The following is a 16,334-nucleotide window of genomic DNA, read 5'->3' as shown; positions in this document are numbered from 1 at the left end:
TAATGAACTTATAGGAGGATACAGCATGGCTGATATAGAAAAAACGGCAACTCAAATGGCAAAAGAATTACAACAATCTGATGAATTTAAGGGGTTAAAGGAAGCTTATGATAGTATCAAAGCTAACCAAGAAGCCTACGATTCTTTTAAAGATTTCCAGGAAATCCAATTAACGATTCAACAAAAACAAATGCAAGGCGAAAAATTATCAGATGAGGAAATGAAACATGCCCAGGAAATTGCTGAAAAAGTGGGTAAAATTGATGAAATTAAAGCATTGATGGATCATGAAAAAGAAGTGAATGATTTACTCACAAAACTAAATCAAGCTATCACAAAACCAATTCAAGAACTTTATCGTAATTAAGAATAGTTGGTTTGATAAAACGTCGAAGTTGCTATTAAAAACTTCGACATTTTTTTATGGAGGTGAATTTGTTGAAATTTATACATGCTGCTGATTTACATTTGGATAGTCCATTTTTAGGATTAAAAACCGCTCCAGCCTCAATCTGGAAGCTTATTTATTCTTCTAGCGAACGGGCCACAATCAACCTAATTGATCGTGCAATCAGTGAGCAGGTAGATTTTATCTTGCTTGTTGGTGACCTGTTTGATCGAGAAACGCAAAATATTCAGGCACAACTGTTTTTACGTAATCAGCTTGAAAGACTTGATGAAGTCGATATTCCAGTTTTTATTAGCTGGGGAAACCATGATTATTCATCCGAAAGTCGGCCAGAAATTGATTGGCCTTCAAATGTCACAGTCTTTGATTCTCAGGTTTCGTCGCATAAAATTCAATTAAAGTCGGGTGAACAAGTTGCGATTAGTGGCTTCAGTTACAGAACTCGCTGGCTAAATGAAGATTTAATTTCCAACTTTGTTCCTGATAAAAATGCAGAATTTAACATTGCCATGTTGCATGGCGGTGAAAAAACGGGAGAAATACGGAACAACCACTATGCACCATTTACTGTAGGTGAATTAACGGCAGCAGGATTTGACTATTGGGCTTTAGGTCATATTCATCAATTCCAAAAGTTGGCGTCTTCCGTTCCAATCTATTATTCAGGGACGATTCAGGGACGAAATCACAATGAAGATGGCACAAAGGGCGCGTTATTAGTTAACCTAACCCATACGGAGACTAAAGTGAACTTTATTGAAACCGATGTCATTACCTGGCAAAAAATTAGTATTTCAGTTGACGAGAAGTCATCAATTGCTGAAATTTTGGAGTTAATGGCTGACAAAATAAAGGAAAATATAAGTGATAAGTTAGCCCTTATTTCAGTTGAAATCGAGAATCAAGTTGGCAATACGGAAGAAACGGCAATTCAGAATGGGACTCTTTTAGAGCGCCTACAGGACATGTTTAGTCGACAAACAAGTTATTGGCCTTATGAAATTAAAGAAGTTATTCAACCCAATGAAAGGGTATTTTCGGAAGTTGATAACAAATTTTGGCAAGCATCTGAAGCACAATTATTTACGGATGATGTCATCACGGAAACTGCTGGCACCTTATTTTCAAACGCCTTCATTGCGAATCATTTCCATGACCAAAAGGTTCAGTCAGAATTGAAGCAGGCGGTTTTAAGAAATATTAAACAGAAAGCTGGGCATAAGGGAGGACAAAGTGAATGAAAATAACCAAACTTCGAATTTATGGATTTGGTAAATTTATTGATCAGACGATTCTGATTGATGAAAAATTGCAGATCATTGTGGGCCCAAACGAATCTGGTAAGACAACGATTGCCAGATTTATTCATGACCTTTTGTTTGGTTTTCCAACTCGTAAATCTGCTTTGAATCGCTATGTTCCTAAAGAGTCATCTCGCTATGGTGGTGAGCTGTATTTTAGTAATAGCGAAAATAATTATCTTTTAATCCGCACTTCAGGTAAAAGAGGCGGCGATTTTTCACTAAAGAACTTGACGACGGAAGAAGAACTTGACGCTGATGATTTTCAACGTTTAATTGATCCAATTAATGAAACTATTTTTTACCAGGTTTTTGATTTGAGTGATGATAAATTAAATCAAGCCTTTCAGATGAGTCAATCGGAATTAGCCAATCGAATCAGAGTTATTGGTGCAGTGGGAAGCGGCGATTGGGCGGAATTAATAGGTGAGTATGATGAAGAGGCTGCTCGACTTTATAAAGTTCGTGGTCGTAAACAGCCGATTGTCGTCAAACTTCATGAACTGAATCAATTTGAAGATCAAATTGCACATAAAAAAAGAGATTTTACTGCTTATCAAAATTTACTTTTGAAAAAAAGGAACCTTAATTCTGAAAATCAACAAAATCAACAGCAAATAGATAAACTTACTCAGGAATTGGAAAAGTTTAGAAATCTTGCTAGTTCCTGGCCCGCCTATGAACGATTACACCAAATTTCTAAAAAAATAGCGTCTCAGAATTTGCGAGAGCGAATTGATGAAGATGCTTGGCAAAAATTTGGCGTGATGAAGGGACAAATTAGTCAGTTAGAGAGCACTACCCACCAACTTTATCAAAAGCAAAAAGAATTTAATGAGAAGCATCCTCAGTCAGAATTAATGGTAATTCAACAACAAAATAAGGTGATTTGGAATCAGCTTGTGAGCCAGTTACCAGAAATGACGCAAATAACTAGTGAAATTTCTGATCTCAAAAAGAATGCGCAGTCTTTGCAGGAGGAGCAGTCATCCTTTGAACGAGACGTAAAAACCGCAATCCCGTTCGATGAAGCGACAAATGAAGAAGTCGTCGAGTTATTAAATCAACAAGAGCAGTTAGTCAAGAATAGACCTGTCGAAAAAAGTAGGCTTAGACAGAGCGAGAAAAAACAAACAAACACTATTTTTTACTTACTTGGAATCCTTGTTACAGCTGGATCATTGCTACTTTTCCATGGTGGTTTTAAATTTGTTGGTACAGTAGTTGGAATTTTACTTTTAATCGCTGGATACTTGAGCACTCAAAAAAGTAATTTACAACTAAGTAAAAGTCCTGATGATTTGATTCAAGTGCAAAATCGATTGACCAAAATTGCGGAAGAGTTCCAACTTAGTGATTTTCCACAAAGCCAATGGTTCATTGTTCAATCGAAGCTTGAAAGTTTAATGGAAAACCAGCGGAAATTAGATAATTTATCTCAGAAGATTAAAAGTAATGAATCCCTTTTAGATGATTATGCTAATTCCTGGAAACGGCTTCTACCTGCTCATGAAGAAAATAAGGCTGCAGTGGGAAATCTTTTTGAGCTCAAACAATTGCTGGATAACCTACAGCAAGAGAGTCAAAGCATGATGGATGAAAACAATCGGACGCAACTTTTGGCACAACAAAAATCTGATACGAATGAGCAGATAGTTATTGTACAATCCAAAATGCAAAAGTTTTTGGAGGAACACCATCGCGCTACAGCAAGCCAGTTTGAAGCAGATTATCAAAAACAAGAAGTGGTCGCTAAGGATCAGGCAACTCAGTCAATACTAAAATCTGAGCTTAGTGATTCGGTAATCGAGAAATTAGAACAGTATACTGATCTAGCGGCAATTACTGATAACATTAGTCAGATTAAAGGAAACATGTCCCAACTAGCTGAAACAAATCAGACGATTATTCAGCAATTAGCAGATGTTAACTCACAAATTAATATCATGATGGGGGATACTAAGCTCGAAGAACTTTTGCAAAAACAGGCATCTCTACAAAGTGAGATAAATGAGCTAGTGTTTAGCTGGCTGACAGCTGTTCTTTCAAGTAAATTAATAACATTAGTTTTGGATTTGGCAGTGAGTGATCGACAACCGGAAATCCTGAAACTGACGAATAACTATTTTAAAATTTTGACTGAAAACAGGTATAATGAGGTTAAATTTATTGATGACCAGTTAACACTCATTAGAAAAGATTCACGGTCATTTAATATTATCGAATTGTCAAAGGGCACGGCGCAGCAGCTTTATTTGGCGATTTCATTTGCTTTTGCAGTTGTCATTAGCAAACAAGCTAACTTGCCACTTCTGATAGATGATGCATTTGTGAACTTTGATGATGTCCGAAAAGATACCGCAATTCAATTACTAAACAAGCTTAGTCAAAATATTCAGGTTATCTACTTCACAACCAATTTCAGCTTTTCAAGTGAGTTAATAAGTAATCAGATAATGACGCTAAAACGACAATAAACCAGGAGGTGAGCTTGATGGATGAAAAATTGATGTCTTATCAAGTTGGCGATAAAATAGAAATATTTGTCTTATTAAAGGCAGCGGAAGTTCGGACTGCAAAAAATAACAAACGCTACATTGCGTTTACTTTTGAGGACTCATCTGGCGAAATGGGTGGCATGTATTGGGATGCTTCAGAACAGGATATTGAAACCTTCAAAGCGGGTAAAGTAGTTCATTTAATTGGTAAACGAGAAGAGTATCAAAGCAAACCACAAATTAAAATTAGCCAGTTGAGAACGCCGAACGTTGGGGAACCAAGTGATCCAGGTCAATTTGTTACGAGAGCGCCGATGAAAAAATCAGAAATGGTTGATGAAATAAACCAAGTCATGTTTGAAATAACAAATCCGACTTGGAATCGGTTGACCAGATTTTTAATTAACAAACATCAGGCTGATTTTTTTGATTTTCCTGCTGCCAAAACGAACCATCATGCTTTTGAAGGGGGATTGGCATTTCATACAATCTCAATACTAAGATTAGCGCATTCAGTTTGTAACCAATATCCAAACGTTAATGCACCATTGTTGTATGCTGCTGCGATTCTCCATGATTTAGGCAAAACGGTTGAGTTATCTGACCCAATTACGACACAATATACAGTGGCCGGAAATTTGATAGGTCATATTTCGCTAATTGATGGGGAGTTAGTCGAGGCATGCCAAACATTAAAACTTGATCCATCCTCAGAGGATGTCATTTTGCTTAGGCATATGATTCTTGCCCATCATGGATTACTTGAGTATGGGTCACCAGTTCGTCCGCAAGTACTAGAAGCAGAAATACTTCACGATTTAGATGAATTAGATGCCTCAATTATGGCTATTCAGACTAGTCTTGATCATACTGAACCAGGTGAGTTTTCAGAGCGATTATTTGGAATGGATAATCGACGTTTCTTTGAATTCGAAGGAACAAAAAATCATGAACAAGATACAANCGGAAAATTAATTTTCCGGCTTTTCTTTTTGACTTAAATTCAATTATTTTGAGCTACTTGATGAAAGGTAGTCAGATAAAATGTTCTTTAAATCATTGTCCTTGATGTCAATGTTACCGTCTTTAAGAACTTTGGCAACTACCTTTTGAAGGCCAGTGCTACTGTTCATCTTAGAATCGATAATCTGACTCTTCAATTCTGATTCATGTTCCTTCATAGTGCCTTTTCCAGGGTTCTTAATCATCTTAATGACGTAGTATCCTGAATCTGTCTTAACTGGCGTAGTTGTATACTCACCGGTCTTAAGCTTAAAGGCAGCAGTCTTGAAACTTGAATCTAATGATGTATCAGTATTGTCAAATGCAGAAATCTTACCACCATTGCTCTTAGTGGTTGTATCTGTTGAATACTTCTTAGCTAAAGTTGTGAAGCTCTTGTCATCTTTAAGTTGCTTGATAACTGTTTCTGCAGTAGATTTCTTTGCAACTAGGATTTGAGCAACTTGGACTTTTGGCTCGTATTTCTTGTATTGAGCTTTTAACATCTTGTCAGTAATCTTAGTGTTGTCCTTAACGGCTTCTTTCAATAAGAGGTTTGAACGAATTTCTGTCTTAAGCCCAGAAGCTGTTGTACCACTTTGTGAAAGTACGCTGCTAAATGAAGAACCGTATTGCTGTTTGTAGGCATTGTATTGTTTTGTAACTTCGCTCTTCTTAACCTTATCACCGTAGTCCTTTTCAAGAACCTTGTTTAAGATCATTTGTTGAAGAACTTGCTTACCACTTGAAGACTTCTTCAAGCTGGTGTAGTAAGCACTTTCTGTAATCTTTCCACCAGAAGTAGTGGCAACCGTTTTGCTACCACATGCGGCTAGTGTCAAACTCAAAAAGACACCGGCAAGAGCAATAAACCATTTTTTCATTATGTGAACACATCCTATAATTAAGTATTTATCCACCTGTCAAGTGAACATTCTCTGACTAATATAACACAATCACCTTTAAAATAAAGTTTTCAAGATGGATTTAATTAAAACGCAAGAAGTCAAAAGTGCTGGTACGAGTGAAAATAAACTATTTTTGTAGATTATTTGTGACTGATTCAATCTTATCCAAATAAGGTTGAATCTTGTATTGAAACTTATCAATATCAGATTGGAGCTCATCAAGTAGGGGGGGCGCTTCTTCAATAGAAGATTTTAGTTTTTTTAGATTACCTGTGACTGCCTTTTTGCTTCGATTCCAATTGGCTAAATCCTGCTTTTTTTCGCTGAACTTATCAGCTGTTTTTGTTGCGAAAGCAATCGTTTCGTTTCGGTTAAGCGCCACATAGCCTGCGACAGCCGCAGCGCTTGTGAGTAAACTGAATTTAATAAATCGGTTCATTAAATGACCTCCTAGAACTGAGCTTTAATTTGATTCGTTAGCTTGGTTAGTTGCTCTTCGTCATATTGAGCAGAGTTATCCTTGAAAATCATTTTAAAGTCATCATGATCGCTATAACGAGGTACCAAATGAAAATGAGAATGGAAGACTGACTGATATGCAACTTTACCATTATTGTTAACGATGTTCATACCGATAATCGCTGGATTTGATGCTTTTAGTGCATTTGCAATCTTAGGAATCTTTGAAAATACCGTTGCAGCCAATTCTGAATCGTATGCAAAAATATCGGGTACGTGGGTTTTGGGAATTACAAGCGTATGCCCTGGCGTTCCTTGCGAAATATCGAGAAACGCTTTGACGTCATCATCCTCATATACGGTATAGCTGGGAATCTCTCCCTTAATAATCTTACAGAAAATGCAATCTTCGTCGTATTTATGTTCCATAAAATAACCTTCCTTCAATTGATACCTCATATTATACACTATCAATTAGCTATCTTCATGAATGAGAACAGGGACTATGTTATAATTACTCACGATAAAATGTCTAAGAAATGAAGTGAACTAATTTGACTTTAGAAGTTTCTCATCTTGTGGGTGGATACTCACAAATTCCAGTATTAAAAGATATCAGTTTTGACGTTAAGGATGGCGAATTAGTGGGGCTAATTGGGCTAAATGGTGCCGGTAAATCGACAACTATTAACCATATTATCGGACTTTTAACCCCACAAAAGGGTACGATTAAAATCAATGGCCTGACAATCACGGAAGATAATCAAGAATTTAAACAGCAAATTGCTTATATTCCTGAAATGCCGATTTTGTATCAGGAGCTCACCCTAAGAGAACACATTGAGTTAACGATTATGGCTTACGGACTTGATCACGAAAAAGCCTGGAAGCGTGCAACTGAATTACTTAAAATTTTCCGATTAGAAAACAAATTGGATTGGTTCCCAGCTAATTTTTCAAAGGGAATGAAGCAAAAGGTTATGATTGCTTGTGCCTTCGTAACTGAAGCACCATTAATGATCATTGATGAACCATTCTTAGGCCTTGATCCATTAGCTGTTCACGATTTGTTGTCACTTATTGAAGAACGCAAAAAGGCCGGCGCTAGCGTGCTGATGTCGACTCATGCGCTAGATACCGCAGAGAAATATTGTGATCGATTTGTCCTTTTACACGATGGTCAAGTTAAAATAGAGGGTTCTTTGGCAGAATTGCGTCAAGCGCTGCCAGGTGTAGGAGAAACCTTAGACGATATTTATATGTCATTTACCAAGGCTGATCAACGATGAGTAAACTCTTCAGACAAAGACTGACCAAACATCTATCTGAAATGGCGCGGTACCTACGCTACGTCTTTAATGATCACTTTGTCATTGCACTTATGTTTATGGTGGGTGGCCTTGGATTTGGTTATTCAAATGGCTTAAAGGGCCTGGAAACCGGCATTTGGTGGGCGCCGTACGTGGTTATTTTTACCTTGCTGTTACTTTTGCAGCTTGGTAGACTGGCAACATTAATGAATGATGCTGATGTTGTCTTTCTTTTACCGAGAGAAAGAAGTATGCATGCTTATTTCATAAATGCCAAAAATTATAGTGAAATCATGGCAATGTTAATCCAAATTGTGGGATGGTTCGTCTTAATTCCATTTATTAGAGTGACTGATGACGTGAGTTGGCTATTCTTATTCGAGCTTTTGGTAACTCAACTGATATTAAAGGATGCATTTCTAGAAAGAGAACTCGTCTTACGATATCAATATCGAATAAAAATTATTCAAAGTTCGATACTATTTAAATGGCTGTTACCAGTCATTGTTATTGGTGTTTCCTATTTAGTAAATCCGGTATTTGGCCTAGTTCTGGCAATCATATTAAATATTGGAATTCGTTATATTAGTTTCAATCGCTGGCAGAAGGTTCAAATTGATTGGAACAAAGCCATTATGATGGAAAATAACCGAATGTTGGGGATTTATCGGTTCTTCAATTTATTTACGAATGTGCCGTCAATCACGGGAAGCGTAAAACGTAGAAGATATCTGGATTTCATCGTGAATCGTATAAAACCGACTCGAGAAAACACGTATTTGTATTTATTTAGTCGAAGCATTTTACGAGGAACCGAATTTGGAAGTCTGTATTTAAGATTGACCTTATTGGGAATGGTATTATTAGTATTCATTCAACAACAATGGCTAATCGTTGTGCTGACAATCCTTTTCATCTATTTGATTGGATTCCAACTAATTCCATCATATTTTCATTTTGATGATATTGTATTTACGCACTTGTATCCCATTAACGAAAAACAGAAACTTGATAATTTTAGTCGAACAACTGCCATTGCACTGAGTATCACGGCAGTATTACTTGCGGGAACAACCTTAATTGCCCAGCAAGATTGGAAAACGGCACTCATTAGTCTCGTCCTTGAGGGAATTGAAATCTTATTGTTAGTGAAGTTTTATATTCCGGGAAGACTTTTGCCGAATAAATCATCAAATTAGCTTGACGATGACTGCAACTCCTAATAAAATTAAGAGTAGATTTAAGGTGTGGGGGGTGTAGTGAAAATGGATATGGATCTTGAAGAGGGTTGGCGACTTCAACCACTTGGTGGAGATACCGGTAAAGCCTTTATGGGTACCAAAGCTGAGAAGAAAATTTTTCTGAAACAAAATGCGTCACCATTTTTAGCTGCACTTTCGGTAGAAGAAATAACACCTAGACTAGTTTGGACTAAGCGGATGTCCTCTGGTGATGTTGTGACTGCCCAAGAATGGTTAAATGGCAGGACGCTTAGCCGTGCGGAAATGAAATCAGTAGCAGTGGGACACCTATTACATCGAGTCCATCATTCTACCTTATTGAAGGAAATGTTACATAAGGTGGGCGGAAAAGTGATGGGGCCTCAGGAGTTACTTACCGAATTGGTAAATCGACTTTCGAAGACCTTATTAGGTCATCCGTTAGTAAAAAAGACAATTGAATTGTTAAGGAATCAAATTGATCAATTGGATGAAAGTCATTATGAGGTTTGTCATGGTGATTTAAACCACAAAAATTGGCTGTTGTCGGATAGTGGAAAGCTTTATTTAGTTGATTGGGATTCGGCTAAATTTGCAAATCCGGCACTGGATATTAGTATGCTATTGTGTGCATATGTTCCAGTGTCGGAATGGCGGACATGGCTAGAAAACTATTCCGGCACGAAGGTAACAGGCAAGATGGCCGAATGTATTATCTGGTATAGTTGTCTAGATTGCCTAAATACCATACAAAATGGCTATGAATCACAAAGATATCACATGATGAATAAGGCAATATTGTTATTGAGTGAAATTCAAAATAAGTAAACAGACGATGGCTGAACTTCTTCATGAGTCAACAAGGAGGAGAAATCAGCCATTTGTTTTGTTCTGAAGTATCAGAAAGGATAAGAATATGAGAGTAAGAAAAAAGCCCTGGGCGGACAGCTACATCAAGGATCACGCTGATTTAATTGTTATTGAGCCCAAAGATCACATTGGAAAGTGGCAGAATCGATTTAAAGCCGTTCAACCCATTCAAGTTGAGATTGGAATAGGCAAAGGTCAGTTTATTATTGAAATGGCAAAAAGGCATCCGGAAGTGAATTTTCTTGGAATTGAAATTCAAGAATCTGTTATAGCAGTTGCACTTCGAAAAGTGGTTGAAAGTGGACTAACTAACGTGCAGTTGGTGGAGACAGATGGTGCCGACGTTGATGAACTTTTTGGAGAAGGAGAGGTCAGTCAGCTCTATTTAAACTTTTCAGATCCTTGGCCAAAGACCCGTCACATTAAGAGAAGATTAACTTCACCTGGATTTTTAGCCACTTACTTGAAGGTTCTCAAACCAGAAGGTAGAATACAGTTTAAAACTGATAACCGCCAACTTTTCGAGTATTCGTTGACCAGCTTTAATAATTTTGGATTTACTTTTGAAGGTGTTTGGCTTGATCTGCATAAAAGCGATCAAAACGAAGATAATGTTGAGACTGAATATGAAGAAAAGTTCAGCAAAAAGGGACCCATTTATGAATTAGTCGCTTATTTTGCTTTGAAGAAGTAGCCTTGTTGGGTTTTCAGCCCCATTTGTAGTATTATTTTTCTATGAGTTGAAAATTGTGAGGAGGAATTGTAATGGAAGCTTTAGCTAAAATGACAAGTGATGAATTATCAAAGAAAATTAGTAAGGGTAAGTACATGTTATTCTTCTCGGCAACATGGTGTTCAGATTGTTCATTTATCAAGCCATCAATGCCTGAAATTGAAAAAGAGTACACAGAATACCATTTTTTGGCAGTTGATCGTGATGAGAACATTGATTTGGCTGCAGATTTAAGTGTTTTTGGTATTCCAAGCTTTATTGCATTTGATGATGGAAAAGAAGTCGGTCGTTTCGTAAATAAAGATCGAAAGACAAAAAAGCAAGTTGAGGAGTTCATTGATGGACTTGCCAGCTAATCTTAGTTTTAGAAGGTATACGAATGTTAATATCAAGTTATAATCCCCAAGAATTGGGAGACACCCTGGTTGTTATTACTGGTGAAGATGTTGAAAACCAAGCAGATGAGCGACACGGAAATATTGTCAGAATTTTTGATGCTGAAAGTGGTAAAACCATTGGCTACAATTTTTTAGCTGTTTCAGATATTTTGACTAAATTAGGTAATGTAGGGCAAGTATTTTTGAACGATAATGACGTTAGCTTGTTAAATCAATCATTGGCAGATAACCAATTTAAGCCAGATTTAGTGCAGGACAAGACGCCTAAATTTGTGGTGGGATTTGTTGAATCGATGGAAAAGCATCCAAATTCAGATCATCTCTATATTACTCAAACTAAAATTGATGATGGGAAAACGCTACAAATTGTCAGTGGGTCTCCAAATATGCAAACGGGAATTAAAGTTGCTGTTGCAAAGGTAGGCGCAATGATGCCAGATGGGCTAATAATCTGGCCTGGCGAGTTACGGGGAGTTTCCAGTATAGGAATGATCTGTTCCGGTCGCGAGCTTAAAATACCAGGTGCACCAGATGTTCCAGGGGCAATGATATTGCCGGATAGTTTTCAGGTCGGAGCTGCTTTTGATGTAACTAGTGATCAGGTCCAACATATTTTTGCGTAAAGATTATAGTGAGGTGCTGTTTAGGCATCTTTCGTTATACATATATTTTAGTTGTAGCAGTCAATAAGTGGATGGTGAAAAAATGGGACATTATGATGGGCCAGCATTTTACCGAAAATTCCCCACTAGACGGGAACGGTTAAATAAAGAAGAGCAGGCGCCACAGCAAATAGAAAAGAATGTTAAGGCTAACCATACGCGACGGAAATTTAATTCAAGTACAACGGTTGATGGGAGTTCTTCCGCTGTTCCCGAAGAGCGGAAAATAGTGGTTAATGATTCAGATACTCCAGTTTCTTCAATTAGCAAAGGCTTGGATGAAATTCGTGCGTTTCATTTAACTAAAGTACCTTTGCAACTGCAAACGTTGCATAAAAAAACGAATAAAGTTGACTATAAAGGCTTACTTAATCAGGTTAGGAAGTCGAGCGACTCGTACTTTCTTTTTGATGATGGCCAGGCACTCACTGATGATGTGATTGAAACTGAAAATCATGCGAATAGTCTTCAATTCACGGGAATTCGACAGCAGGATAAAACAGAGATTAGTCCAATTCCTAGTATTCCTGTTGAAGAGAGCAAAGAAGCAAGTCAAGAAGAGGATGTCAAGCCGATTGAGGTTCACTCAGATCAGCATAATGTCGCTTTTGAGAATCGTAAGAAGAGACTTGAAGAACAAATTAAGCTCAGAAAACAACGGGAATCTGAAGCTTCACCTAAACGAGGGTTAGGTCAGTCATTAGGAAACATCCTCAATGATGAAACTAATTTAACCAGTAAAAATACGGATCTTTCCTTTTTTAATAAGCCTCAAAAATCAGATGAAGTTAATGAGGTCATTCAAGACAAAAAAATTGAAAAAGAAAACATTAGCGTAAACCCAGGGTATACATTTCCCAGCAGTTCGCTATTAAAGCCACCTGTGACAACGAATCGACAGGATGAGGAAAATTGGACGAGGGAGCAGGAAAAGAAGCTTAACGCAACGCTCCAAGCGTTCAACGTGAATGCTAAAGTTGTGAACTGGACGATTGGGCCTACGGTAACGCAATTCCAGGTAAATCTAGCACTAGGTGTCAAGGTAAGCAAAATCACCAATTTAACTGATGACCTAAAGTTAGCTTTATCAGCAAAGGATATTCGGATTGAGGCCCCAATTCCTGGGCGTAATACAGTTGGTATTGAGATTCCTAATCCAAAGCCACGGCCAGTTATGCTGTCCGAAATTGTTAATTCGGAGGAATTTAAGACAAGCAAGTCTCCCTTGACGGTTGCTTTAGGGGTGGATTTGTTTGGAAAACCACAAGTAACTGATTTGAGAAAAATGCCGCATGGCCTCATTGCTGGAGCAACTGGATCCGGGAAGTCTGTTTTCATCAATAGCGTTTTAATTTCACTACTTTATAAAGCAACGCCGGCACAACTAAGGTTATTGTTGATTGATCCTAAAGCGGTTGAAATGGCCCCTTATGATGGAATTCCGCATTTATTGGCGCCCGTTATATCTGATCCTAAAGTTGCTTCTGCTGCCTTGAAATGGGTTGTAAATGAGATGGATCAACGGTATGAACGTTTGGCAGCTGGTGGTGCCCGAAATATTGAACAATTCAATCAAAAGGCAGAGGAGTCACACGAGTACGGGCTGAAAATGCCATACATTGTCATTGTTATTGATGAGCTTGCTGACTTAATGATGGTGGCCTCAAATGAAGTGGAAGACTACATTGTTAGGATTACCCAAAAAGCTAGAGCCGCTGGAATACATCTTCTAGTAGCAACGCAACGACCTAGTGTTGATGTTGTGACTGGGACAATTAAAAATAATATTCCAACCCGAATTGCCTTTATGGTATCAAGCCAAATTGATTCCAGGACAATCCTAGATACAAGTGGGGCGGAACGCTTGCTTGGTCGTGGTGACATGCTCTACCTCGGTAATGGCGCGAGTCAGCCTGTCAGATTTCAAGGTGCATTCATTGATCAGGAAGTGGATGCAGTCACAGATTATGTTCGGAAACAGCAGGAAGCTAGGTATGAATTTGCACCGGATGAGTTAGTTAATGCCAATCGAATGCAATCGAATGAGGATCGGTTGATGCCCCAAGTTTTGACCTACATTTCTGCAGAAAAGAATGTCTCAACCTCTAAGTTACAAAGAGTCTTTTCAATCGGTTATAACCGAGCCGCTAATTTGATTGACGAGTTAGAGAGTAGACACTTCATTTCAGAACAACACGGGTCAAAGCCTCGCGATGTTTACTTTTCAAAAGATGATTTAGAGTCAGAGACTGATGATTCAGAATTATAGGAAGCTTTTCACAAAAAAATGATTGTGCTAAACTAAATTTAAATTTACTGATAAATATTAACGTCAATTATGCAGATTTATAAGTGACGGAAAAGAGGATATTCATGGATAGCGATACAGTTTATCATTTTGTCGGAATAAAGGGCTCAGGGATGAGTGCATTAGCTTTAATTCTTCACGATAAGGGTTTTAAGGTTCAAGGATCTGATATCACTCAATACACATTTACTCAGCGTGGACTGGAACAAGCTGGCATTAAGGTGTTGCCGTTTGATGCAGCCAATATTACGACTGGCCTGACAATCATTGCAGGGAACTCATTTGACGATGATCATCCAGAAATTAAAAAAGCACGGGATATGAAATTACCTGTTTATCGCTACCACGAATTTCTTGGGAAATTAATTGAAGGATATACCAGTATTGGTGTTGCTGGCGCACATGGAAAAACGAGTACCACTGGCTTACTTTCACATGTTTTAAGTGGTATTGCACCAACAAGCTATTTAATTGGTGATGGTACAGGGAAGGGCGTTCCTGATGCCCGTTTCTTCGTGTATGAAGCAGATGAATATCGACGTCATTTTTTGGCAACCAAGCCAGACTATGTCATCATGACTAACATTGATTTTGATCACCCGGATTACTATACCGGAATTGATGATGTATTTTCTGCATTTCAAACGCTTGCCAACCAAGTTAAAAAGGGAATTTTTGCTTGGGGCGATGATAAAGAACTAAGAAAACTCCAAGCCAATGTGCCAATTTACTACTATGGAACTGGTGAAACCGATGACTTTAGAGCGACAAATATTAAACGAACGACGAGTGGTTCTAAATTTGATGTTTATCATCATGACGAGTTCTTAGGAACTTACTCAGTTCCACTTTTTGGGAAACATAACGTTCTTAATAGTTTGGCAGTCATTGCTGTGTCATATTTTGAAGATGTTGACTTAGGTGAAATCAAGAAGGAATTACTGAGTTTTAAGGGAGTTAAGCGTCGATTCACAGAGAGAAAACTTGCTGATATGACAATTATCGACGATTATGCTCACCATCCATCTGAAATTAACGCAACCTTGGATGCAGCTCGCCAAAAGTATCCTGACAAGGAAGTTATTGCGGTATTCCAGCCACATACTTTCTCTCGGACGATTGCATTGATGGACGATTTTGCAAAATCGTTAAGTATGGCTGATAGGGTTTACCTGACAGACATTTTTAGCTCTGCAAGAGAAACGAGCGGAACAGTTTCAAGTAAAGATTTAGCAAAGAAAATTACTAAAGGTGGGGATATTTTAACAGTAGATAATATGTCGCCATTACTTGATTACCACGATGCTGTTGTCGTATTTATGGGTGCCGGTGACGTTCAGAAATATGAACGAGCATACGAGGATCTATTAAGCCATCTTTCACTAAAGAATAATTAAGGTCTTATAATTGATGTTGTAATTGATTGACTCACAAGTGATTGCATGATACTTTATCTCTTAATGTAAATGATAGATGGGGGTTTATGAATGAATAATTATGATGGTCGAAGAGTCGTTAATGCTGACGTTGGTCTGAACGCTTTTATGACGAAGATGTTTGCTTGGATGGGACTGGCAGTATTGGTTTCAGCAGGAACGTCGTTTGCAATTACACAGTTTTTTCCAAATTTCATGACGAACTTTAGCGGCGGAATGATTTGGATTCCGTTAATTATCTGGTTTGTTTTTCCCTTTTTGATTTCTTCACAAGCAATGAAAAATACGGGATTAAGTTTCATTTTCTTAATGATTTACGCGATGATTAGTGGTGGGGTATTTTCAATTTATACACTGATTTACACCAGCACCTCAATTGCGAGTGCTTTTGTAGCGAGTGCAGCAGTGTTCCTTGTTATGGCAGGATTTGGTGCCGTTACGAAACGTGATTTAACTAAATTAGGAACCCAGGCAACTGCGGCTTTAATTGCATTAATCGTTGTTATGATCATTAATTTATTTATCCAAAGTAGCTGGATTTCGATGGCCTTCTCTGCCATTGCAATCATTATTTTTACAATTTTGACTGCGACAGATACACAGCGGATGAAGAAGTTGTACATGCAAAATTCAGGTCAAGTCTCTGTATCCGGTTTGGCCATCATGGGCGCCCTACAACTCTACCTTGATTTTGTTAACCTATTCTTAAACATGTTACAAATTTTTGGCGGTATTGGTGGAAACCGAAATTAGTCATCAAATAAAGGCTATGTCATTTTATGACATAGCCTTTTTATTAGGCTCTCTGTCAAATCCTGTT

The 16,334-nt window shown here is 37.9% G+C and carries 15 protein-coding genes and 1 pseudogene; 13 read left to right on the top strand and 3 right to left on the bottom strand.

Annotation, left to right across the window (positions count from 1 at the left end; genetic code table 11):
- Nucleotides 1-25 precede the first annotated feature (25 nt).
- The 4 genes and pseudogenes from FD44_RS05325 to FD44_RS05310 form a co-directional block, all read left to right on the top strand.
- Nucleotides 26-367: a YlbF family regulator gene (locus FD44_RS05325; RefSeq protein ID WP_010619987.1), complete on the top strand. Its 342-nt coding sequence runs from the start codon at nt 26-28 to the stop codon at nt 365-367.
- 71 nt (nt 368-438) lie between these two features.
- Nucleotides 439-1,650: a metallophosphoesterase family protein gene (locus FD44_RS05320; RefSeq protein ID WP_010619986.1), complete on the top strand. Its 1,212-nt coding sequence runs from the start codon at nt 439-441 to the stop codon at nt 1,648-1,650.
- On the top strand, nt 1,647-4,187 hold the full coding sequence (locus FD44_RS05315) for an ATP-binding protein (RefSeq protein ID WP_010619985.1): 2,541 nt from the start codon (nt 1,647-1,649) through the stop codon (nt 4,185-4,187). The genes FD44_RS05320 and FD44_RS05315 overlap by 4 nt, the downstream gene beginning before the upstream one ends.
- A 17-nt stretch (nt 4,188-4,204) precedes the next feature.
- Nucleotides 4,205-5,171, top strand: a pseudogene (locus FD44_RS05310) (3'-5' exoribonuclease YhaM family protein); the annotation flags it as partial.
- Between the two features lie 44 nt (nt 5,172-5,215).
- On the opposite strand, the gene FD44_RS05305 reads toward FD44_RS05310, so the two are convergent.
- The 3 genes from FD44_RS05305 to FD44_RS05295 form a co-directional block, all read right to left on the bottom strand.
- Nucleotides 5,216-6,094, bottom strand: a complete 879-nt coding sequence (locus FD44_RS05305; protein ID WP_010619983.1) for a peptidylprolyl isomerase PrsA — start codon at nt 6,092-6,094, stop codon at nt 5,216-5,218.
- Between the two features lie 151 nt (nt 6,095-6,245).
- Nucleotides 6,246-6,557 (bottom strand): hypothetical protein, encoded by a 312-nt coding sequence (locus FD44_RS05300; RefSeq protein ID WP_010619982.1) that lies wholly within the window; start codon nt 6,555-6,557, stop codon nt 6,246-6,248.
- A gap of 11 nt (nt 6,558-6,568) precedes the next feature.
- The gene (locus FD44_RS05295) at nt 6,569-7,006 is read right to left on the bottom strand and encodes an HIT family protein (RefSeq protein WP_010619981.1); all 438 of its coding nucleotides are present in this window, start codon (nt 7,004-7,006) and stop codon (nt 6,569-6,571) included.
- Between the two features lie 125 nt (nt 7,007-7,131).
- Here FD44_RS05295 and FD44_RS05290 point away from each other — a divergent pair, with 125 nt between their 5' ends.
- From FD44_RS05290 to FD44_RS05250, 9 genes are all read left to right on the top strand, one after another.
- Nucleotides 7,132-7,866 (top strand): ABC transporter ATP-binding protein, encoded by a 735-nt coding sequence (locus FD44_RS05290; RefSeq protein WP_010619980.1) that lies wholly within the window; start codon nt 7,132-7,134, stop codon nt 7,864-7,866.
- Nucleotides 7,863-9,086, top strand: a complete 1,224-nt coding sequence (locus FD44_RS05285; protein WP_010619979.1) for an ABC transporter permease — start codon at nt 7,863-7,865, stop codon at nt 9,084-9,086. The genes FD44_RS05290 and FD44_RS05285 overlap by 4 nt, the downstream gene beginning before the upstream one ends.
- A 66-nt stretch (nt 9,087-9,152) precedes the next feature.
- Entirely contained in the window at nt 9,153-9,935 is a 783-nt protein-coding gene (locus FD44_RS05280; RefSeq protein WP_010619978.1) for a phosphotransferase family protein, read from the top strand.
- A gap of 88 nt (nt 9,936-10,023) precedes the next feature.
- Nucleotides 10,024-10,671, top strand: coding sequence for a tRNA (guanosine(46)-N7)-methyltransferase TrmB (gene trmB, locus FD44_RS05275; RefSeq protein ID WP_010619977.1), 648 nt, complete (start codon nt 10,024-10,026; stop codon nt 10,669-10,671).
- Between the two features lie 71 nt (nt 10,672-10,742).
- Nucleotides 10,743-11,066, top strand: a complete 324-nt coding sequence (locus FD44_RS05270) for a thioredoxin family protein (RefSeq protein WP_010619976.1) — start codon at nt 10,743-10,745, stop codon at nt 11,064-11,066.
- A 23-nt stretch (nt 11,067-11,089) separates the two neighbouring features.
- Complete coding sequence (gene ytpR / locus FD44_RS05265; protein WP_010619975.1) at nt 11,090-11,731, top strand: YtpR family tRNA-binding protein; 642 nt, start codon at nt 11,090-11,092, stop codon at nt 11,729-11,731.
- 82 nt (nt 11,732-11,813) lie between these two features.
- Entirely contained in the window at nt 11,814-14,039 is a 2,226-nt protein-coding gene (locus FD44_RS05260) for a DNA translocase FtsK (protein ID WP_010619974.1), read from the top strand.
- Nucleotides 14,040-14,143: 104 nt separating this feature from the next.
- On the top strand, nt 14,144-15,475 hold the full coding sequence (gene murC, locus FD44_RS05255; protein ID WP_010619973.1) for a UDP-N-acetylmuramate--L-alanine ligase: 1,332 nt from the start codon (nt 14,144-14,146) through the stop codon (nt 15,473-15,475).
- Nucleotides 15,476-15,565: 90 nt separating this feature from the next.
- Nucleotides 15,566-16,267 (top strand): Bax inhibitor-1/YccA family protein, encoded by a 702-nt coding sequence (locus FD44_RS05250; protein ID WP_010619972.1) that lies wholly within the window; start codon nt 15,566-15,568, stop codon nt 16,265-16,267.
- Nucleotides 16,268-16,334: the final 67 nt, after the last annotated feature.

The organism is Secundilactobacillus malefermentans DSM 5705 = KCTC 3548 (assembly GCF_001436395.1).
In the GTDB taxonomy this organism is placed as follows: domain Bacteria; phylum Bacillota; class Bacilli; order Lactobacillales; family Lactobacillaceae; genus Secundilactobacillus; species Secundilactobacillus malefermentans.
This window is presented reverse-complemented; position numbering and strand designations above follow the sequence as displayed.